The following is a 20,342-nucleotide window of genomic DNA, read 5'->3' on the forward strand; positions in this document are numbered from 1 at the left end:
AATGAAACTCTATAATCTGAAAGATCACAACGAACAGGTCAGCTTTGCGCAGGCCGTCACGCAAGGGCTTGGCAAGAATCAGGGATTGTTTTTTCCGCACGATCTGCCGGAATTTAATCTGACAGAAGTGGATGAGATGCTGAATCAGGATTTCGTTAGCCGCAGCGCTAAGATCCTTTCCGCATTTATTGGCACAGAGATCCCACAAGAGATCCTGGAAGAACGTGTGCGTGCTGCATTTGCCTTCCCGGCACCGGTCGCTCAGGTCGAAGGTGATGTCGGCTGTCTGGAGCTGTTCCATGGTCCGACACTGGCGTTTAAAGACTTTGGCGGGCGCTTTATGGCGCAAATGCTAACGCACATCAGCGGTGACAAACCGGTGACTATCCTGACCGCGACATCCGGAGACACCGGGGCGGCGGTTGCACATGCCTTTTATGGCCTGAAAAATGTGCGTGTGGTGATCCTCTACCCAAATGGCAAGATCAGCCCATTGCAGGAAAAACTGTTCTGTACGCTGGGCGGCAATATTGAAACCGTCGCGATTGATGGTGACTTTGATGCCTGCCAGGCACTGGTGAAACAAGCGTTTGATGATGAAGAGCTGAAGGCGGCTTTGGGGCTGAATTCCGCTAACTCCATCAACATCAGCCGCCTGCTGGCGCAAATTTGCTACTACTTTGAAGCCGTGGCTCAACTGCCGCAGGAAGCGCGTAACCAACTGGTTATTTCTGTTCCCAGCGGTAACTTTGGCGATCTGACCGCGGGTTTGCTGGCTAAATCACTTGGTTTGCCAGTGAAGCGTTTTATTGCGGCTACCAACGTCAACGATACGGTTCCACGTTTTCTTGCCGAAGGCGAGTGGGCACCGAAAGCGACTCAGGCGACCTTATCGAATGCCATGGACGTTAGCCAGCCAAACAACTGGCCGCGTGTGGAGGAACTGTTCCGCCGTAAAATATGGCGATTGAATGAGTTGGGTTATGCCGCTGTGGATGATGCAACAACGCAGGCCACCATGCGTGAGCTGCAGAAGATCGGTTACACGTCAGAGCCGCATGCTGCGGTGGCGTATCGTGCACTGCGTGATCAGTTGAATCCGGGCGAATATGGCCTGTTCCTTGGCACCGCACATCCGGCGAAATTTAAAGAAAGCGTTGAACAGATTCTGAATGTCACGCTGGACCTACCAAAAGAGCTGGCTGAACGTGCAGATTTACCGCTGCTCTCTCACCATCTGCCTGCTGATTTTGCGGCGCTGCGTCAGTTAATGATGACCCGCAGTTAATTGTTGTGCCCGGTGATGCTCTGCTTACCGGGCCGACGACACCTGTTATCCGGTAACGGGTAGGCGATGCTTGCTGACAATCTGAGTCGGGTTTTACCCGGCTTTTTTTATGGAGAAAATAAGGAGAAAATAGGTAGCGAAAAAGGAGAAATTCCCAATAAATGCGCTAACTTAGAGATTAGGATTGCGGAGAATAATAATGTTTATTCCCTTCACGTAATCTCCTTTTATCGACCCGATAAGGGCAATGATAAAAAGGAGTCATCAATGAAAAAATTCAAACCTGTGCTTCTTGCGCTTTCTATGATGCTGGTTGCTCCCCTTGCCGTGCAGGCGGCTGAAATTACCCTGGTACCGGCGGTCAAATTACAGATTGGCGATCGTGACAGCCGGGGGAACTACTGGGATGGCGGGAACTGGCGCGATCACGATTGGTGGGGTAAACACTATGAGTGGCGGGAGCATCGCTGGCAACCTCACGGACCACGTCCACAGTCGCACAACAATCGTTATGATGATCATCATAACGATCGACATGACGATCGCCGCGACGACCACCGTCCGGGACCGAACGGACACCATTAAGTTTGTGCTGTCGGATAAGGTGCATCCTTATCCGGCATGTGCTGCATTATTGCTCGTGACGCTTAAACACCAGTTCTCCATTTCCTGATGCCTCTTCATCAAAGAAATAGCCGTCGCTGTTAAACTCAGTCAATTGCTCAGGCTTCGTCAGACGATGTTGAATAATGTAGCGACTCATCAGGCCGCGGGCTTTTTTGGCATAGAAGCTGATGACTTTGAATTTGCCGTTCTTCTCATCAAGGAATACCGGTTTGATCAGTTCTGCGTTCAGCTTTTTCGGCTTCACGGATTTAAAATACTCGTCTGAGGCGAGGTTAATCACCACGCTATCACCTTGTGCTTCCAGCGCTTCGTTAAGCTTATCGGTGATAGTATCTCCCCAGAACTGATAGAGGTCTTTACCCTTCGCATTGGCCAGACGAATGCCCATCTCCAGACGGTAGGGTTGCATCAAATCCAGTGGGCGCAGAACACCATACAGCCCGGACAGCATGCGTAAGTGCTGCTGGGCGAAATCGAAATCCGCTTCGCTGAAGGTTTCTGCCTGTAATCCGGTGTACACGTCACCTTTGAACGCCAGAATGGCCTGACGCGCATTGTCCGGTGTGAAGTCTGGCTGCCAGTCATGGAAACGAGTCGCGTTCAGATCCGCCAGCTTATCGCTAATTCCCATCAGCTTGCCGATCTGCGGCGCAGAGAGTTGACGCGCCACGTGGATTAACTGCTGGGAGTGGTCCAGCAGTTCAGGCAGCGTATGGCGTGTGGTAGCCAGCGGGCTTTGGTAGTCGAGCGTTTTTGCAGGTGAAATCAGAATCAGCATATCCAGTCCTTGCAGGAGATTTACTGCGACTTTAGCAAAAAAAACGACAGAATTGATCGATGGTTGTGATTGCCGCGCTAGCTGCGCGGCGTTTCATCCCAGGTATCCGGTGCAAGCTGTTGTCTGAGCTCAGGATAACGGCGCGGATCAAATTCCGGGCGCACACCGAGTTTGCGCTGACGCAGATAGTCGCTGGCAAGGGTATGAACAACCGGGGAGAGCAGTAAAATCGCCGTCAGGTTAGTTATCGCCATGCAGGCCATGATGATGTCGGCGAGCTGCCAGACCAGCGGGAAGCTGACTAAGGTGCCTGCGATAACGGTACTGACGGTAGCAATGCGCAACAGCCAGATAACCCGGATATTGTCCAGACGCAAAAAGACCAGGTTGTTTTCCGCATAAATGTAGTTGGCCACGATAGAGCTGAAAGCAAACAGAATCACAATAAATGCGACAAACCCAGCCCCCCATTCGCCGGTCAGTGAGACCATGGCCTTCTGCATCAACTGGATGCCTTCCATTGGAATATAGGTCGTGCCATTTCCCGCCAAAAGAATAATCATTGCACTGGCTGTGCAGATAATCAGCGTATCGACTAATACACCGATCATTTGCACAATGCCTTGCGCCGCGGGATGCGGTGGCCAGGAGGCGGCTGAAGCTGCTGCGTTAGGTGCTGAGCCCATTCCCGCTTCATTAGAGAACATACCGCGTTGAAAACCGCTGGCAATGGCCTGACTCAGCGTATAACCGGCCGCTCCGGCAGCAGCTTCCTGCCACCCTAAAGCACTTTTTACTATGCTGACGATAATCTCGGGGATCTGCCCGATATGCCAAAGACAGATAGTCATGCTGCAAGCGACCCACAGCAGCGCCATGATCGGCACAAACCATTGCATCAGACGGGCAACACCTTTAATACCGCCAATGATCGCCAGGAATGACAGTATTGCCAAAGCGATGCCGGATGCGAGGGGAGGGATGTCGAACGCAAATGCCAATGCGCGGGAGACAGAGTTTGCCTGTACGCTGTTAAAAATCAGGCCGTATGCGATGAGCAAAAAGAGGGCAAAGAGTACGCCCATCCAGCGCATACCCAGACCGCGCGCCATATACCATGCTGGTCCGCCGCGGTACTGCCCCTTACTATCGCGTTCTTTATACAGTTGCGCGAGTGAGCACTCGGCAAAGGAGGTCGCCATGCCAATGACCGCTGAGACCCACATCCAGAAGACGGCCCCTGCGCCACCCGCGGCGATCGCCAGGGCAACACCGGCGAGGTTTCCGCTGCCAATACGAGCAGCGAGGCTGGTACACAATGCTTGAAACGAGGTTAAGCCACCCGGTTGCGGGCTGAGGCTGTTTTTAAGACTTTTGCCAAAATGGCGAATGTAGCGAAACTGAACAAACCCGGTACGCCAGGTGAACCAACATCCTGCGCCAAGCAGGAGGTAGATCATCACCGATCCCCAGAGTATTTCATTAATAAACGAGAAAAAATCAGGCATTAACATCCCTCTTGTTGATGCCGGTACGCGCTAATATTCCCATGTAAGCGCTACCAATTATCGAACAGTATATACCTTGTCAGGAGATTGATTGCGGGAGTTTACCATAACAATGGGTATAACCCTTAATTGCGCATCATGAGCTTTAAGATGCGTAATCGGGAATGCGCAGTGAGTTGGACAATCCCGGCGGTTGCGCTGAGAGTGCGTCGTGCTATCATCAGGGAAGATCGGTTACATCCCCCTAACAAGCTGTTTAAAGAGAATCGCTATCATGACGGACAAATTGACCTCCCTTCGTCAGTTCACCACAGTAGTGGCCGACACCGGAGACATCGCGGCAATGAAGCTGTATCAGCCTCAGGATGCCACAACTAACCCTTCTCTCATTCTTAACGCAGCGCAGATCCCGGAATACCGCAAGCTGATCGATGACGCTGTGGCATGGGCTAAGCAGCAGAGCGACGATCGTGCTCAGCAGATCGTCGATGCGACAGACAAACTGGCGGTAAATATCGGTCTGGAGATCCTGAAACTGGTCCCGGGTCGTATCTCTACTGAAGTTGATGCTCGCCTGTCCTACGACACCGACGCGTCTATCGCGAAAGCAAAACGTCTGATCAAACTGTACAACGATGCTGGCATCAGCAACGATCGCATTCTGATCAAACTGGCTTCTACCTGGCAGGGTATCCGTGCCGCTGAGCAGCTGGAAAAAGAAGGTATCAACTGTAACCTGACTCTGTTGTTCTCCTTCGCGCAGGCGCGTGCATGTGCTGAAGCTGGCGTATACCTGATTTCTCCGTTCGTTGGCCGTATTCTTGACTGGTACAAAGCCAATACTGACAAGAAAGAGTACGCACCGGCAGAAGATCCGGGTGTGGTTTCCGTAACGGAAATTTACGAGTACTACAAACAACACGGTTACGAAACCGTAGTCATGGGCGCAAGCTTCCGTAATATCGGCGAAATCATTGAGCTGGCGGGCTGCGATCGTCTGACGATTGCTCCGGCGCTGCTGAAAGAGCTGGCGGAAAGCGAAGGCGCTATCGAACGTAAACTGTCCTTCTCTGGCGAAGTGAAAGCGCGTCCTGCACGCATCACTGAAGCGGAGTTCCTGTGGCAGCACAACCAGGATCCGATGGCTGTAGACAAACTGGCGGACGGTATCCGTAAGTTTGCTGTAGACCAGGGTAAACTGGAAAAAATGATCGGCGATCTGCTGTAATCATTAAGGCGTGGCCCTGATATGGGTCACGCTACCTCTTCTGAAACCTGTCTGTCCTTCCCTTCGCAGTGTATCATTCTGTTTAACGAGACTGTTTAAACGGAATAATCATGAACACTTTACGCATTGGCCTGGTTTCCATTTCCGATCGCGCCTCCAGTGGCGTTTACCAGGATAAGGGTATCCCTGCGCTTGAAGAGTGGCTGGCATCGGCTCTGACTACCCCTTTTGAACTGCAAACGCGGTTAATCCCGGATGAGCAGGCGATCATCGAGCAAACGTTATGCGAACTGGTTGATGAAATGAGCTGCCATCTGGTGCTGACCACCGGCGGTACCGGCCCGGCACGCCGCGATGTGACGCCTGATGCAACGCTGGCTGTTGCCGACCGCCAAATGCCTGGGTTTGGTGAGCAAATGCGCCAGATTAGTTTGCACTTTGTACCGACGGCGATCCTTTCCCGTCAGGTTGGGGTCATTCGCAAGCAGGCGCTGATCCTGAATCTGCCAGGGCAGCCGAAATCGATCAAAGAAACGCTCGAAGGCGTAAAAGATGCTGACGGTAAGGTTATCGTGCCGGGTATCTTTGCGAGTGTACCGTATTGTATACAGTTGCTGGATGGACCGTATGTGGAAACTGCGCCCGCTGTTGTAGCATCTTTTCGCCCTAAAAGCGCAATGCGCGATACAAACGGCTGAAAGTAGTCTATTCGTGATATAAATGGCAAACACGGTGGAGTATTGAATTGTTTACGATATAGTAATTTTTGATTTACACGTATCGCCAAAACGTTCAATGACTCCACTGACTCATGGTTTGCTATGTCACAACATTCTCGACCGCTGAATCGCCAGGATTATAAAACCCTAACGCTTGCTGCCCTCGGTGGGGCGTTGGAGTTTTATGATTTTATTATTTTTGTCTTCTTTGCCGCCGTCGTTGGCGAACTCTTTTTCCCCACAGACATCCCGGAATGGCTACGTCAGGTGCAAACCTTCGGTATTTTTGCCGCGGGCTATCTGGCGCGTCCGCTGGGCGGCATCATCATGGCGCACTTTGGCGATCTGGTCGGGCGTAAGAAAATGTTTACCCTGAGCATCTTGCTGATGGCAATACCGACACTGGCAATTGGTTTGCTACCCACTTACGCCTCAATGGGGATCCTGGCGCCGCTGTTGCTGCTCCTGATGCGTATTTTGCAGGGGGCAGCCATTGGTGGCGAAGTTCCGGGCGCGTGGGTATTTGTGGCTGAACATGTACCGGAACGTCGTATCGGCATCGCGTGCGGAACGCTGACTGCCGGGCTGACAGTGGGGATTTTGTTAGGTTCGGTGGTTGCGACGCTGGTGAATACCACGCTGACGCAGCAGGCAGTGCATGACTACGGCTGGCGTATCCCTTTCCTGTTGGGCGGGGCGTTTGGGCTGGTGGCGATGTATTTGCGTCGTTGGCTGCAGGAAACACCGGTCTTCCTTGAAATGCAGCAACGTAAGGCGTTGGCGCAGGAACTGCCGGTGAAGTCGGTAGTCCGTAAACATAAAAAGGCCGTGGTCATTTCAATGCTGCTGACCTGGTTGTTATCGGCCGGGATTGTGGTGGTCATTCTGATGTCGCCTGTCTGGTTGCAAAAACAGTATGGGTTTGCCCCCGCGCTGACGTTACAGGCGAACAGTGTCGCCACCATTATGCTGTGTATCGGGTGTCTGCTGGCCGGATTTATTGTCGACAGGGTTGGTGCCAGCAAAACCTTTATTATCGGTAGCCTGCTGTTGGCCTGTTCCAGCTGGTTCTTCTATCACCTGACCGGCAGCCACCCTGAGTATCTCTTCCTGTTGTACGGGCTGGTGGGGTTGTGTGTTGGTGTGGTCGGCGCTGTGCCTTACGTGATGGTACGGGCATTTCCGGCGGAAGTCCGTTTTACCGGCATCTCCTTTTCCTACAACGTTTCCTATGCCATTTTTGGTGGTCTTACGCCGATTGCGGTAACAATGTTAATGAGCGTGTCGCCAATGGCTCCGGCCTGGTACGTGCTGGCGTTATCGCTGGTGGGATTAGGTCTGGGGATTTGGCTGCGACAGGATATTTATCATTGTGATGCGAGCGTGCAGGGGGAGCTACAGCGCTTGTAAGGAATATCCCCCCGAAAGGGGGGATAACGTCGATTAGTGTGCTTCACCAATCGGCAGGATGGTACGACCAAACTGTTCGTTCAGTACTTCACCCATCGCCAGGTAAATGGCGCTTGCGCCACACACCAAGCCAATCCAACCTGCAACGTGGATAATGGCTTCGTTACCGACTATGTTGCCAACAGCCAGCAGCGCGAACAGCACCGTCAGGCTCAGGAAAACAAACTGTAATGCACGGGCGGCTTTCAATGTTCCGAAGAACATGAACAGAGTGAACACCCCCCACAGACCCAGGTATACGCCCAGGAACTGACCATTTGTCGCATCTGCCAGGCCCATTTTCGGCATGATCAGGATCGCAACCAGCGTCAGCCAGAAAGAGCCGTAGGAGGTAAAGGCGGTTAAACCAAAGGTATTGCCTTTTTTATATTCCAGCAGGCCGGCAAAAATTTGCGCGATACCGCCGTAGAAAATTCCCATCGCCAGAATAATAACATCCAAGGCGAAGAAACCCGCGTTGTGCAGGTTAAGCAGAATGGTGGTCATGCCAAAGCCCATCAGGCCCAGCGGTGCCGGATTAGCCAACTTAGTGTTGCCCATAATTCCTCAAAATCATCATTGATTGAATGGTGAAATAGTTTCCCCGAATAACGATCACAGCCTTCGGGGCGCGGCATGATAATCAGGGGAGAGAGGACTGTCTATGATCTAATAAGGGGAAAATGAATTATTTTCCCCTGTGACGAGCATCACGCTTGTGAGATGTTGATTATTCGGCGCAGGCAGGCGATTTGCAGCACGGCCGGAATGGTGACCCGATAGGCACTTCCACTCACGGCTTTTACTCCGTTTAAGGCTGCACCCACCGGGCCTCCAGGCCCTGCGCCGCGCAGAAGTCCGTGTCCGATGACGCTAACAGCAGCGTGCGTACGCAGAATCCGGGATAACTGGCCGGAGAGCAGGTGAGATACTCCTTTCGCCAGATTGCGGTCTTTCATTAATAGCGGCAACAGTTCTTCCAGCCCGGAGACTTTGGCATCGACCGCCTGCAGAAATTCTTGTTTGTGCTCAGCATCCATTTTTTGCCAGGTATTTCGCAAAAAATGTTCCAGCAGATATTGTTCAATTTCGAACGTAGACATCTCTTTATCAGCTTTGAGCTTTAGCCGCTTTGAGACATCCAACAAAATCGCCCGGTATAATTTCCCGTGTCCGCGCAATTTGTTGGCAATACTGTCACCGCCGTAATGTTGAAGCTCGCCAGCGATTAATTGCCAGTTGCGACGGTGCTGTTCCGGGTGCCCTTCCATCGATTTAAACAATTCGTTATGACTCAGAACGCTCGACAGACGGGCTTTCCCTTTTTCGTTGTGGGTAAGTAAGCGGGTAATGTCGGCGAGTTGCTCCTCACTACAATGCTGGAGAAAAGCGAGATCGTCGTCATTCAAATACGTGACATTCATGCTGAGCTCTACTTATGCAGAAGGGATTAGTCGTCGCCAATGATTTTCAACGTCGCCATATCAGACGAGTTTACCGACTGACCAGAGAAGGTCATTTTGGAGACACAGCGTTTGTTGTCGTTGTCGCTATTAATATTGATCCAATTGGTGGTCTGCCCCTCTTTAATAGATGAAGGGACATTCAGGCTTTGACTGGACATGCGTGCAGCTTTGAAATAAACAGATGCGCCGTTCAGGTGAATATCGCCACGGTCAGCGGTAAGCTGGATGCGCTTCACTACGCGACAAACGGGGATTTTTAGTGCCAGATCGTTGGTTTCATTTCTGGGCATCGCAATCATACCGAGAACTTTATGATCGTTAGCGTGCGCGGCGCTGCTCAGTAGAAGACCCGCCAACAGGCTGGCGGGAAGCGTTAATGTGGCTTTCATGGTGTTTCTCTTTGACGGATTCAAAAATGTGTTCGTTGCCGTCATCTTAACGCTGCCAGAAAAACGATTCATTCTTGTAATCTTTTCTTTTTATTACAATTTTTTTGTGAATAATGGATTTTTTATTATTGGTTTTATGAATTGGTTTTTGGTGGTGATTATTCGCAATTGTACTTTTCATCCGTTTTTCCCTCATTTTATTGCCACGACGCTAAAAAAAATTTTCATGCCCCCCTTGATGACGTGGGTTACGACCCCATCTTGTAGACAACCGCAGTGGTGAGTCTGAAAAAAAACGATTCAGGGTAGTTGAAACCGCACGTTTCGCCCTTATTACAGATTCACAACCACATGATGACCGAATTTTTAGTGGAGACGTTTAGATGGGTAAAATTATTGGTATCGACCTGGGTACTACCAACTCTTGTGTAGCGATTATGGATGGCACTACTGCACGTGTGCTGGAGAACGCCGAGGGCGATCGCACCACGCCTTCTATCATTGCTTATACCCAGGATGGTGAAACTCTGGTTGGTCAGCCGGCTAAACGTCAGGCAGTGACAAACCCGCAAAACACCCTGTTTGCGATTAAACGCCTGATTGGCCGCCGCTTCCAGGACGAAGAAGTACAGCGTGATGAAGCTATCATGCCGTACAAAATCATCGGTGCTGACAACGGTGATGCATGGATTGATGTAAAAGGTCAGAAAATGGCACCGCCGCAGATTTCTGCTGAAGTGCTGAAAAAAATGAAAAAAACCGCTGAAGATTACCTGGGTGAACCGGTAACTGAAGCTGTTATCACCGTTCCTGCATACTTTAATGATGCTCAGCGTCAGGCAACCAAAGACGCCGGCCGTATTGCAGGTCTGGAAGTAAAACGTATCATTAACGAACCAACCGCAGCAGCACTGGCCTACGGTCTGGATAAAGAAGTCGGCAACCGTACTATCGCGGTCTATGACCTCGGTGGTGGTACTTTCGATATCTCTATTATCGAAATCGATGAAGTTGACGGCGAAAAAACCTTCGAAGTTCTGGCAACCAACGGTGATACCCACCTGGGTGGCGAAGACTTCGACAGCCGTATGATCAACTATCTGGTTGACGAATTTAAGAAAGATCAGGGCATTGACCTGCGTAATGATCCGCTGGCGATGCAGCGCCTGAAAGAAGCCGCTGAGAAAGCGAAGATTGAGTTGTCTTCCGCTCAGCAGACCGACGTGAACCTGCCGTACATTACTGCAGACGCGACCGGTCCGAAACACATGAACATCAAAGTGACCCGTGCGAAACTGGAAAGCCTGGTAGAAGACCTGGTGAACCGTTCTATCGAGCCGCTGAAAGTTGCTCTGCAGGATGCTGGTCTGTCTGTTTCTGACGTTCAGGATGTAATCCTGGTTGGTGGTCAGACTCGTATGCCAATGGTTCAGAAGAAAGTTGCTGAGTTCTTCGGTAAAGAACCACGTAAAGACGTTAACCCGGACGAAGCTGTGGCAATCGGTGCTGCTGTTCAGGGTGGTGTATTGACCGGTGATGTGAAAGACGTACTGCTGCTGGACGTTACCCCGCTGTCTCTGGGTATCGAAACCATGGGCGGTGTGATGACCGCACTGATCGCGAAAAACACCACTATTCCGACCAAGCACAGCCAGGTGTTCTCTACCGCTGAAGACAACCAGTCTGCGGTAACCATCCACGTGCTGCAGGGTGAACGTAAACGTGCTGCTGATAACAAAGATCTGGGTCAGTTTAACCTGGATGGTATCAGCCCGGCACCGCGCGGTATGCCGCAGATCGAAGTGACCTTCGACATCGATGCCGACGGTATCCTGCACGTTTCCGCGAAAGATAAAAACAGCGGTAAAGAGCAGAAGATCACCATCAAGGCTTCTTCTGGTCTGAACGAAGAAGAAATTCAGAAAATGGTTCGCGAAGCAGAAGCGAACGCGGAATCTGACCGTAAGTTCGAAGAACTGGTTCAGACTCGCAACCAGGGCGACCATCTGCTGCACAGCACGCGTAAGCAGGTTGAAGAAGCCGGCGATAAACTGCCAGCTGACGACAAAACTGCCATCGAGTCTGCATTGACCGCGCTGGAAGCTTCTCTGAAAGGCGAAGACAAAGCGGATATCGAAGCGAAAATGCAGGCACTGGCGCAGGTTTCCCAGAAGCTGATGGAAATCGCTCAGCAGCAGCACGCACAGCAGCAAGCGGGTGCAGCAGGCGCTGATGCTTCTGCAAACAACGCGAAAGATGACGACGTTGTCGACGCTGAGTTTGAAGAAGTGAAAGACAAAAAATAATCGCCCTTTGATTGGGTAATTACTGACACGGGCGAAGAGGTTTCCTCTCCGCCCGTTCATGCATGTTAAGGGCAGATAAAAAGAGATGGCTAAGCAAGACTATTACGAGATTTTGGGCGTTTCCAAAACAGCGGAAGAGCGTGAAATCAAAAAGGCCTACAAGCGCCTGGCCATGAAATTTCACCCGGACCGCAACCAGGGTGATAAAGAGGCCGAAGCAAAATTCAAAGAGATCAAAGAAGCCTATGAGATCCTGACTGATGCGCAAAAACGTGCGGCTTACGATCAGTACGGCCATGCTGCATTTGAGCAAGGCGGTATGGGCGGCGGCGGCGGTTTTGGCGGCGGGGCTGACTTCAGCGATATCTTTGGTGACGTGTTTGGCGATATTTTTGGCGGCGGTCGTGGTCGTCAGCGCGCCTCACGTGGTGCTGATTTACGTTACAACATGGATCTCACTCTGGAAGAAGCCGTGCGTGGCGTCACCAAAGAGATCCGTATTCCTACGCTGGAAGAGTGTGACGTTTGCCACGGTAGCGGTGCGAAGTCAGGCACTCAGCCGCAGACTTGTCCAACCTGTCATGGTTCTGGTCAGGTGCAGATGCGTCAGGGCTTTTTCGCCGTACAGCAGACCTGTCCACACTGTCAGGGCCGTGGTACGCTGATCAAAGATCCGTGCAACAAATGCCACGGTCATGGTCGCGTAGAGAAAAGCAAAACGCTGTCCGTTAAGATCCCGGCAGGTGTTGATACCGGTGACCGCATCCGCTTAGCGGGTGAAGGTGAAGCGGGTGAGCATGGCGCGCCGGCAGGTGATTTGTATGTTCAGGTGCAGGTGAAACAGCACCCCATCTTCGAACGTGAAGGCAATAACCTGTACTGTGAAGTGCCAATTAACTTTGCGATGGCAGCCCTGGGCGGTGAGATCGAAGTCCCGACGCTGGACGGCCGCGTGAAGTTAAAAATTCCGGGTGAAACACAGACCGGCAAACTGTTCCGTATGCGTGGTAAAGGCGTTAAATCTGTTCGCGGTGGTGCACAGGGCGATCTGCTGTGTCGTGTGGTTGTTGAAACCCCGGTGGGCCTCAACGACAAGCAGAAACAGCTGCTGAAAGATCTGCAGGACAGCTTTGGTGGTCCAACGGGTGAACAAAACAGCCCGCGTTCAAAAAGTTTCTTCGATGGCGTGAAGAAATTCTTTGACGATTTGACGCGCTAATTTAACTGCCGTATATGATAAAAAGCCTGAGATTGGAAAATCTCAGGCTTTTATTTTTGGTTTGGCTCTCACTGCCACTCCAGGCTTACCTGTTCAACAATGATATTTGTCTCTGCTTTCTCCGGTAAGGTATGTGCGACACTTTCAAATCCGGGTAATGTCTTCCATACCAAAGGATCGCCAATAACAAAAATGTGTTTTTTGGCCCGGGTAAGGGCAACATTCAGAAGATTAGGTTTGCTCGAAGCCCATTCTGCGCCGCCGCGATTGTGTACATCACATCCGAGAACAAAAATAACGATGTCGTTTTCTTTCCCCTGAAATGTATGGACTGTACCAACGCAGCTTTTTTGCCACTCTTTAATTTCTTTATGTTTTAGTCGCGGTGAGTATTGTTGCCAGCTGGCCAGCTCTCTTTGTTCAATCAGTTCCAACAACGCATATTTAACAGCCTTGAATGGGGTAATAACGTAAATAGACCCCAGTTCTATATTTTCCACGAGTAGACGGTCCAGCAGGGTAATCAGGCTTTGACCGTGACTATCTCGGTACTGCTTGTCTCCCAAACCCCCTCTTGAAACCAACCAGTGGTTTTCAAGTTCGCCATTGACGAGGCGACTGCAGATTTTGTCTGTATCAAGTCCGTGAATCATCCGGTTATTGTATGCCAGTTTATTAGCAATACTGAACATGGGTTCGATACAACGGCGATGTACCCATAAAGGGATACCAATCCAGATGTTATTGTTCATCATCTCTAATTTGCAGCCCCAATGATTGACGCGATCGGCAACCTGTTGGACTGAGAGCTTTTCTGGATTCCACTTTTCAGCATGCTCGTGTAAGAGGTCCTGACAAAGGTGCCTAACCAGTGATGGAGAGGTGGTGAATACAGGCTCAATCTGTAACGGATCGCCCACAACGAGTACGCGTCTGGCGCGCCAGATAGCGCCGACGGCCTGTTGAGGTGATGCCTGACCAGCTTCATCGATCATTACCCAGCCAAGCTCGCCGCCTTTTACTCCATGCAGCATACGTCCCACTGAGGCAAAGGTGGTCGAGAGTACCGGGACAAACATGCATAACGTTTGCCACCAGGGGAGTGGCCTGGGCTCAAGATGAGGGGAATTTAAAAAGTTCCTCAGGCGGAGAAGGAACATTTCTCTAAAGCGATCAACGCTCCCCATTGCCTCGTAAAGCCAGGCTTGATGAAGATCCATCGCAGCTATAAACAACAGTGAGCGTTGGCGGTTGATCTGAGCGTTTTGCCAGAATGCAGTGCGCTGTAAGCCAGCATTATCGATGGATTTATGGCTATCAGGTAGAGCTATTCCTGAAAACTTATCCTTCAGGCCCTGCAATTTTTGTTCTATTTCCTCGTGCTGCTGGGCAATCCTGTCTATTTCTTGCTGTAAGCGGCGTTTTTGGGCGTCTGCCTCATTCAGTTGTTTACGCAGTTCAGCAACGTGCTGTGTTTTTTGTATCAATGATGCGCTAAGCGTTAAAAGATGCTGTTGTGTGTTACGTAATGACGTCTGGTAAGTCTGTACCTTTTTACGATTGAGCAAACGAGTCAGCAGGCCTGGAGCATCGGCTTCCTCTATTTTTTGCTGTTGCCTGGCATGCTGAACCTGTTTTTCAATTACGTCCCGCTCAGCTTCAAGTTCCTTAAGTGCGCTAAGCCGCTCTTCACATCGCACTGCCGCTTTTGCCATGTCCGAAGACAAAACATCAGATGAACAGTCAGGTTTTTTTGCCAGCAGTTCGGCAAATTCTGCTAACTGTTTTTGCAGTTCTTCTGTTGTTTTCAGGCAGTGAATGAAATGCAGCTTTGCTGCGGTGAAAGAGAGTTTATTGTGGCAAGACTTCCAGCGCCAAAGGCTGAGAAAGTTTTCGTTGTCCGGTCTGGCCATTTCGACTGATGTATCGCGTAAAAAATGCTCATCAAACAGCAGTCTCTGGGCGAATTTTGTACGATTTACTTTTCTTCCAAGAGCTGATGAAATTAATCCCCAACACTGTTTTTCTGTCTCAAGAGGACGAAAGAGATGGTAATTACGCTCAGTTCCTTTTCCATCTTTATCTCTTTTATGTGCAGACTTGGGCAGGGATTTTGCTGCAACTTGATTTGCGGTCGGCGACAAATAGTCAAGAGAACGAAATTCTTCGGCCAGCGATTTCTTTTGCGGTAATTCGTGAGAGATATTTTCTACGGCTGCATTATTGGATGAGGCCACAATCATTTCGAAACCGGTCAGTTCCGGGACGATAAAGCCTTCATGGGTAAGCGTATCTTCCACATTGCTGAAGCCCGCAAGGACTCTCGCTCGTTCAACGACATTATGCGCAATTAAATCACGCAGCAACGTCGTTTTCCCCGTTCCCGGAGGCCCATTTACGGATAGTAATCCACCTTCGGCAAGCTCTTCTACCGCCGTATTAATTGCAAACTGCTGCATTAATGACATCGCGTGCTCTGGCTCTGAAGGCCAACGTCCCAGAGGCATTTTGGTCGGATGCAGCTTATCGATAATGGCTGTTAGTCCTTCCTGGGAATAGAGATCCGGGTTTCTGTGAACTCGGTGAGTGAGGTAAGTATTGAGTGTTCGACATCGAGTGTCTTCCAGTGATGACATTGCATCTTCAATATCCTCAAAAAAGAAGCTATTTAAGATGGGAAGTACTAGTGCCTTTTCATTGTCGCTTATGAGGTCTTCCGTTTCGCTAGTTTCTTCTTGTTCTGTGTCCTGGCTCTCGCTGTTGCCATTAAACCAGTCAATTTGTACGGCATATTGCCATTCAGGTGCAAAGTCTGCCCATGATGTTAAATGAGTGTCGAGCAGCGTGAGAATATCGCTCGCGCGCAATACGCCTGGGCCTTTTTCCCTGACGGGCTCTAACGTAACGCAAAAATCATTGAAGGTATCGGAAAGATGCCTACAATCAACTGCGAAGACTGATGAGTCGAGTTTGTGGAATTGACGTTTTTTTAGATGGCCCAACGCCCAGGGTAGCGAACTTACCGACAGTTTATCTCTCGCGGGAACCCCTTCTCCGTTCAACTGCATCTTAGCAAAACAGGTTGTCCCTTCCTGATCCAGGCGCTGTTCGCATTCGTCGTCATTATCCTCATTTGGTCCAAGAACCTCCTCACTGAGATTGCTGACGATACTTTTCTCGAATAGCCCCACGTGAACAATAAATGATGCCTTAAGTGGAATGTCATATTGCTGGCGTAATTTCTCTGAATGCCACGGAAGCGAAGCATTACCTAATGTAATGAGTTTTTTTAGCGGAATAAGCAGGCTTTTATCTTTTCTTTCAAGCGTATAAGGCTGAAAAAATTCTATACGTTGCCAGGTTCTCAATATTTCTTGCGGGCGAGGTGTCGAGTCCATCTTAGCTCTTTGATTATTATCCCAATATATCAATGAATACGAGAATACTCTGATCCAGGAATTTTAGTAGGCCTGAGTGGAGGATATCATTCTCTCTGGCGGGAATAGCCCCTGCAGACCATCTTGATGACTGCTGAGATTTCTGCTCGGAAAAACCGATCTTTTCATCATGAATAATCTAATATTAACGATGAATTGTGCGGAGTAAGATAGTAATTACGAAGTATTCACCCAATAGAGAGAATAAAAGTGAAACATCTACATCGTTTTTTTAGTAGCGATGCCTCGGGAGGCATTATTCTGATTATCGCTGCGGTAGTAGCAATGTTGATGGCCAATATCGGCATAAGCAGTGGATGGTACCACGACTTTCTGGAGACGCCGGTTCAACTGCGGGTTGGTGCGCTTGAGATCAACAAAAATATGCTGCTGTGGATCAACGACGCCTTAATGGCGGTGTTTTTCCTGCTGATCGGTCTGGAAGTGAAGCGTGAACTGATGCAGGGATCGCTGGCCAGTCTGCGGCAGGCGGCGTTCCCGATCATTGCTGCTATCGGAGGCATGATTGTCCCGGCATTGCTGTACCTGGCGTTCAACTATGCCGATCCCATCACCCGTGAAGGGTGGGCGATCCCGGCGGCAACGGACATCGCTTTTGCGTTAGGCGTGCTGGCGCTGCTGGGTAGTCGCGTTCCGCTGGCACTGAAAGTCTTCCTGATGGCGCTGGCGATTATCGACGATCTTGGCGCTATCGTGATTATCGCGCTGTTCTATACCAGCGACTTGTCACTGCTTTCGCTGGGAGTTGCCGCGTTCGCTATTGTCATTTTGGCGGCGTTGAATATGTGCGGTGTCAGACGTACCGGTATTTATATCCTGGTTGGCGTGGTGTTGTGGACAGCAGTGCTGAAGTCAGGCGTGCATGCGACGCTGGCCGGGGTAATTGTTGGTTTCTTCATTCCGTTAAAGGAAAAGCATGGCCGTTCACCGGCGAAACGTCTGGAGCACGTCCTGCATCCGTGGGTGGCTTACCTGATTCTGCCACTGTTCGCTTTTGCTAATGCAGGTGTTTCGCTGCAGGGCGTTACGCTGGACGGGCTGACCTCCATCCTGCCGCTGGGGATTATTGCCGGCCTGCTTATCGGTAAGCCGCTGGGGATCAGCCTGTTCTGCTGGCTCGCATTACGTCTCAAGGTGGCGCAGTTGCCCGAAGGCACGAATTTCCAGCAGATCATGGCGGTTGGCATTCTGTGCGGCATTGGTTTCACCATGTCAATTTTCATTGCCAGCCTGGCGTTTGGGAACGTCGATCCTGAGATGATTAACTGGGCAAAACTGGGGATCCTGATCGGTTCTTTATTGTCGGCAGTGATCGGTTATTGCTGGTTACGCACTCGATTGAACGTGTCAGCCTGATCGGCTGACACTTTTGTGACAATTTTCAGGGAGAGAGTATGTCTCATATCAATTACAACCACCTGTATTACTTCTGGCATGTATATAAGGAAGGTTCGGTGGTTGGTGCAGCGGAAGCGCTTTATCTGACGCCACAGACCATTACCGGGCAGATTAAAGCGCTTGAGGAACGCTTACAGGGAAAATTGTTCAAGCGTAAGGGGCGCGGACTGGAGCCCAGTGAACTGGGCGAATTAGTCTTTCGCTATGCGGATAAAATGTTCACGTTAAGCCAGGAGATGCTGGATATCGTGAACTATCGCAAAGAGTCTAATTTATTGTTCGATGTCGGTGTGGCGGATGCGTTGTCTAAACAGCTGGTCAGCAGTGTGTTGGATGCCGCTGTGGTTGAAGATGAACAAATCCATCTGCGCTGCTTTGAATCTACGCACGAGATGCTGCTGGAACAGCTCAGTCAGCACAAACTGGATATGATTATCTCAGATTGTCCGATTGATTCGACGCAGCAGGAAGGTCTGTTCTCGGTGAAAATAGGCGAGTGCTGTGTCAGTTTTTGGTGCACGAACCCATTGCCTGAGAAGCCATTTCCGGCCTGTCTTGAAGAGCGGCGATTGCTGATTCCAGGCCGTCGTTCAATGCTGGGGCGTAAGCTGCTGAACTGGATTAATTCTCAGGGACTGAATGTTGAAATCCTCGGGGAGTTTGATGATGCCGCATTGATGAAAGCCTTCGGTGCCACGCACAATGCCATTTTCGTTGCACCAACGCTCTATTCGAACAATTTCTATGCCGATGATTCGATTGTGGAGATTGGACGTGTGGAGAATGTGATGGAGGAATACCATGCCATTTTTGCGGAGAGAATGATCCAGCACCCGGCGGTGCAGCGTATTTGTAATGCGGACTATTCCGCGCTTTTTACGCCAGTAAGCAAATAAGCAGACATAAAAAAACCCGCTTGCGCGGGTTTTTTCACAAAGCGACAACAAGCAGGCGATTAAGCCAGTTTGTTGATCTGTGCAGTCAGGTTTGCTTTATGACGTGCAGCTTTGTTTTTGTGGATCAGACCTTTAGCAGCCTGACGGTCCACGATTGGTTGCATTTCGTTAAATGCTTTCAGTGCAGTAGCTTTGTCGCCAGCTTCGATAGCTGCGTATACTTTCTTGATGAAAGTACGCATCATAGAGCGACGGCTAGCGTTGTGCTTGCGGGCCTTTTCAGACTGAACGGCACGCTTCTTAGCTGATTTGATATTAGCCAAGGTCCAACTCCCAAATGTGTTCTATATGGACAATTCAAAGGCCGAGGAATATGCCCTTTTAGCCTTCTTTTGTCAATGGATTTGTGCAAATAAGCGCCGTTTAAATTGCAGCACTCGTTGCGTAGTGATGGCGCAGGATTCTACCAGCTTGCGTGCTGTGAATACAGCTTTTCGACGAGAAAAATTGAATTGGTTTACCTGTGAAGGGCATCAATTTGTTTCATAACAATGAAAACAATCTTCTTTCTGTTTCGAGGAAACAATCGCCGGTTAACCTTGACCGCTGTACAGGGTATACTTTCACGATTTTCACTGTTTTGAGCCAGACATGAAGCTGATACGAGGCATACATAATCTCAGTCAGGCCCCGCATGGGTGTGTGCTGACTATTGGTAATTTCGACGGCGTGCACCGTGGCCACCGTGCCTTGTTGCAGGGCTTGCAGGAAGAAGGGCGCAAACGCGGTCTGCCAGTGATGGTGATGATTTTCGAGCCACAGCCGCTGGAACTGTTTGCGACGGATAAGTCACCTGCGCGACTTACCCGCCTGCGGGAAAAACTGCGTTATCTGGCGGAGTGCGGCGTGGATTACGTGCTATGCGTGCGTTTTGACAGGCGTTTCGCCGCATTAACGGCACAGACCTTTATCAGCGACCTGCTGGTGAAGCGCCTTGGTGTACAATTTCTTGCTGTTGGCGATGATTTCCGCTTTGGCGCTAGCCGCGCGGGCGATTTCTTGTTATTACAGGAAGCCGGCGCTGAGTATGGTTTTGATATCACCAGTACCCAAACCTTCTGTGAAGGTGGTGTGCGGATCAGTAGCACCGCGGTGCGTCAGGCGCTGGCTGACGATAACCTGCAACTGGCCGAAAGTTTGCTTGGACACCCTTTTACCATTTCAGGACGCGTCGTACACGGCGATGAACTGGGACGAACTATCGGTTTCCCGACGGCAAATTTACCGCTGCGTCGCCAGGTTTCCCCAGTGAAAGGGGTATATGCGGTTGAAGTGATGGGATTGGGGGAAAAGTCTTTTCCCGGCGTCGCTAACATTGGTACCCGCCCGACGGTCGCCGGTGTGCGCCAGCAGTTGGAAGTGCATCTACTGGATGTTGCAATGGACCTCTACGGTCGCCATATAGATGTAGTACTGCGTAAAAAGATACGCAACGAACAGCGATTTGCTTCGCTGGATGAACTAAAAGCGCAGATTGCGCGTGATGAGTTGACTGCCCGCGATTTTTTTGGGCTAACAAAACCGGCTTAATGCCTATACGAGTTTTAAATACG

Annotated in this window: 17 protein-coding genes and 1 pseudogene; 11 read left to right on the forward strand and 7 right to left on the reverse strand. The window is 50.4% G+C overall.

Annotated elements, in window-relative coordinates; all coding sequences use genetic code 11:
• The first annotated feature begins 1 nt into the window (after position 1).
• Both thrC and OGX95_RS19885 read left to right on the forward strand, forming a co-directional pair.
• On the forward strand, positions 2 to 1,288 hold the full coding sequence (thrC, locus tag OGX95_RS19880) for a threonine synthase (RefSeq protein WP_286630695.1): 1,287 nt from the start codon (positions 2 to 4) through the stop codon (positions 1,286 to 1,288).
• A gap of 267 nt (positions 1,289 to 1,555) precedes the next feature.
• Positions 1,556 to 1,873 (forward strand): DUF2502 domain-containing protein, encoded by a 318-nt coding sequence (locus OGX95_RS19885; RefSeq protein ID WP_286630696.1) that lies wholly within the window; start codon positions 1,556 to 1,558, stop codon positions 1,871 to 1,873.
• Between the two features lie 46 nt (positions 1,874 to 1,919).
• Here OGX95_RS19885 and yaaA read toward each other — a convergent pair whose 3' ends face one another.
• Together yaaA and OGX95_RS19895 are read right to left on the reverse strand one after the other, a co-directional pair.
• The gene (gene yaaA / locus OGX95_RS19890) at positions 1,920 to 2,693 is read right to left on the reverse strand and encodes a peroxide stress protein YaaA (protein ID WP_286630697.1); all 774 of its coding nucleotides are present in this window, start codon (positions 2,691 to 2,693) and stop codon (positions 1,920 to 1,922) included.
• Between the two features lie 77 nt (positions 2,694 to 2,770).
• Positions 2,771 to 4,201, reverse strand: coding sequence for an alanine/glycine:cation symporter family protein (locus OGX95_RS19895; RefSeq protein WP_286630698.1), 1,431 nt, complete (start codon positions 4,199 to 4,201; stop codon positions 2,771 to 2,773).
• A gap of 274 nt (positions 4,202 to 4,475) precedes the next feature.
• Here OGX95_RS19895 and tal point away from each other — a divergent pair, with 274 nt between their 5' ends.
• The 3 genes from tal to OGX95_RS19910 all read left to right on the forward strand — a co-directional run bounded on the left by tal (position 4,476) and on the right by OGX95_RS19910 (position 7,558).
• On the forward strand, positions 4,476 to 5,429 hold the full coding sequence (gene tal / locus OGX95_RS19900) for a transaldolase (RefSeq protein WP_137383782.1): 954 nt from the start codon (positions 4,476 to 4,478) through the stop codon (positions 5,427 to 5,429).
• Between the two features lie 110 nt (positions 5,430 to 5,539).
• Positions 5,540 to 6,127, forward strand: coding sequence for a molybdopterin adenylyltransferase (gene mog, locus OGX95_RS19905; RefSeq protein ID WP_286630699.1), 588 nt, complete (start codon positions 5,540 to 5,542; stop codon positions 6,125 to 6,127).
• Between the two features lie 123 nt (positions 6,128 to 6,250).
• A complete protein-coding gene (locus tag OGX95_RS19910; RefSeq protein ID WP_286630700.1) occupies positions 6,251 to 7,558 on the forward strand; it encodes an MFS transporter in 1,308 nt (435 codons plus the stop codon).
• A gap of 33 nt (positions 7,559 to 7,591) precedes the next feature.
• On the opposite strand, the gene satP is transcribed toward OGX95_RS19910, so the two are convergent.
• The 3 genes from satP to OGX95_RS19925 all read right to left on the reverse strand — a co-directional run bounded on the left by satP (position 7,592) and on the right by OGX95_RS19925 (position 9,452).
• Positions 7,592 to 8,158 (reverse strand): acetate uptake transporter, encoded by a 567-nt coding sequence (gene satP / locus OGX95_RS19915; RefSeq protein WP_286630701.1) that lies wholly within the window; start codon positions 8,156 to 8,158, stop codon positions 7,592 to 7,594.
• Between the two features lie 149 nt (positions 8,159 to 8,307).
• On the reverse strand, positions 8,308 to 9,021 hold the full coding sequence (gene msyB / locus OGX95_RS19920; RefSeq protein WP_286630702.1) for an acidic protein MsyB: 714 nt from the start codon (positions 9,019 to 9,021) through the stop codon (positions 8,308 to 8,310).
• Positions 9,022 to 9,047: 26 nt separating this feature from the next.
• Positions 9,048 to 9,452: a DUF2541 family protein gene (locus OGX95_RS19925; protein WP_286630703.1), complete on the reverse strand. Its 405-nt coding sequence runs from the start codon at positions 9,450 to 9,452 to the stop codon at positions 9,048 to 9,050.
• A gap of 383 nt (positions 9,453 to 9,835) precedes the next feature.
• On the opposite strand from OGX95_RS19925, the gene dnaK reads away from it, so the two are divergent.
• Positions 9,836 to 11,758, forward strand: a complete 1,923-nt coding sequence (gene dnaK / locus OGX95_RS19930; RefSeq protein WP_286630704.1) for a molecular chaperone DnaK — start codon at positions 9,836 to 9,838, stop codon at positions 11,756 to 11,758.
• Positions 11,759 to 11,843: 85 nt separating this feature from the next.
• A complete protein-coding gene (gene dnaJ, locus OGX95_RS19935) occupies positions 11,844 to 12,977 on the forward strand; it encodes a molecular chaperone DnaJ (protein ID WP_271457035.1) in 1,134 nt (377 codons plus the stop codon).
• Between the two features lie 68 nt (positions 12,978 to 13,045).
• Here the strand turns inward: dnaJ and OGX95_RS19940 are convergent, their stop codons facing one another.
• A complete protein-coding gene (locus OGX95_RS19940; RefSeq protein ID WP_286630705.1) occupies positions 13,046 to 16,375 on the reverse strand; it encodes a DEAD/DEAH box helicase in 3,330 nt (1,109 codons plus the stop codon).
• 249 nt (positions 16,376 to 16,624) lie between these two features.
• Between OGX95_RS19940 and nhaA the strand changes: the two genes are divergently transcribed.
• Entirely contained in the window at positions 16,625 to 17,791 is a 1,167-nt protein-coding gene (gene nhaA, locus OGX95_RS19945) for a Na+/H+ antiporter NhaA (protein ID WP_286630706.1), read from the forward strand.
• Positions 17,792 to 17,829: 38 nt separating this feature from the next.
• On the forward strand, positions 17,830 to 18,729 hold the full coding sequence (gene nhaR / locus OGX95_RS19950; protein ID WP_137383775.1) for a transcriptional activator NhaR: 900 nt from the start codon (positions 17,830 to 17,832) through the stop codon (positions 18,727 to 18,729).
• 59 nt (positions 18,730 to 18,788) lie between these two features.
• Here nhaR and rpsT read toward each other — a convergent pair whose 3' ends face one another.
• Entirely contained in the window at positions 18,789 to 19,052 is a 264-nt protein-coding gene (rpsT, locus tag OGX95_RS19955) for a 30S ribosomal protein S20 (protein ID WP_003018940.1), read from the reverse strand.
• Positions 19,053 to 19,157: 105 nt separating this feature from the next.
• On the opposite strand from rpsT, the pseudogene OGX95_RS19960 reads away from it, so the two are divergent.
• A pseudogene (locus tag OGX95_RS19960) lies at positions 19,158 to 19,373 on the forward strand (DUF2575 domain-containing protein).
• Between the two features lie 7 nt (positions 19,374 to 19,380).
• Positions 19,381 to 20,319 (forward strand): bifunctional riboflavin kinase/FAD synthetase, encoded by a 939-nt coding sequence (gene ribF / locus OGX95_RS19965; RefSeq protein ID WP_286630707.1) that lies wholly within the window; start codon positions 19,381 to 19,383, stop codon positions 20,317 to 20,319.
• The last annotated feature ends 23 nt before the right edge of the window (positions 20,320 to 20,342 follow it).

This window comes from Citrobacter sp. Cu233, from assembly GCF_030332225.1.
Classification (GTDB): Bacteria; Pseudomonadota; Gammaproteobacteria; order Enterobacterales; family Enterobacteriaceae; genus Citrobacter.

Excerpts from the sequence above, each read along its gene's own strand:
- thrC (WP_286630695.1), top strand. The coding sequence starts at position 2 with ATGAAACTCTATAATCTGAAAGATCACAACGAACAGGTCAGCTTTGCG.
- OGX95_RS19885 (WP_286630696.1), top strand. The coding sequence starts at position 1,556 with ATGAAAAAATTCAAACCTGTGCTTCTTGCGCTTTCTATGATGCTGGTT.
- yaaA (WP_286630697.1), bottom strand. The coding sequence starts at position 2,693 with ATGCTGATTCTGATTTCACCTGCAAAAACGCTCGACTACCAAAGCCCG.
- OGX95_RS19895 (WP_286630698.1), bottom strand. The coding sequence starts at position 4,201 with ATGCCTGATTTTTTCTCGTTTATTAATGAAATACTCTGGGGATCGGTG.
- tal (WP_137383782.1), top strand. The coding sequence starts at position 4,476 with ATGACGGACAAATTGACCTCCCTTCGTCAGTTCACCACAGTAGTGGCC.
- mog (WP_286630699.1), top strand. The coding sequence starts at position 5,540 with ATGAACACTTTACGCATTGGCCTGGTTTCCATTTCCGATCGCGCCTCC.
- OGX95_RS19910 (WP_286630700.1), top strand. The coding sequence starts at position 6,251 with ATGTCACAACATTCTCGACCGCTGAATCGCCAGGATTATAAAACCCTA.
- satP (WP_286630701.1), bottom strand. The coding sequence starts at position 8,158 with ATGGGCAACACTAAGTTGGCTAATCCGGCACCGCTGGGCCTGATGGGC.
- msyB (WP_286630702.1), bottom strand. The coding sequence starts at position 9,021 with ATGAATGTCACGTATTTGAATGACGACGATCTCGCTTTTCTCCAGCAT.
- OGX95_RS19925 (WP_286630703.1), bottom strand. The coding sequence starts at position 9,452 with ATGAAAGCCACATTAACGCTTCCCGCCAGCCTGTTGGCGGGTCTTCTA.
- dnaK (WP_286630704.1), top strand. The coding sequence starts at position 9,836 with ATGGGTAAAATTATTGGTATCGACCTGGGTACTACCAACTCTTGTGTA.
- dnaJ (WP_271457035.1), top strand. The coding sequence starts at position 11,844 with ATGGCTAAGCAAGACTATTACGAGATTTTGGGCGTTTCCAAAACAGCG.
- OGX95_RS19940 (WP_286630705.1), bottom strand. The coding sequence starts at position 16,375 with ATGGACTCGACACCTCGCCCGCAAGAAATATTGAGAACCTGGCAACGT.
- nhaR (WP_137383775.1), top strand. The coding sequence starts at position 17,830 with ATGTCTCATATCAATTACAACCACCTGTATTACTTCTGGCATGTATAT.
- ribF (WP_286630707.1), top strand. The coding sequence starts at position 19,381 with ATGAAGCTGATACGAGGCATACATAATCTCAGTCAGGCCCCGCATGGG.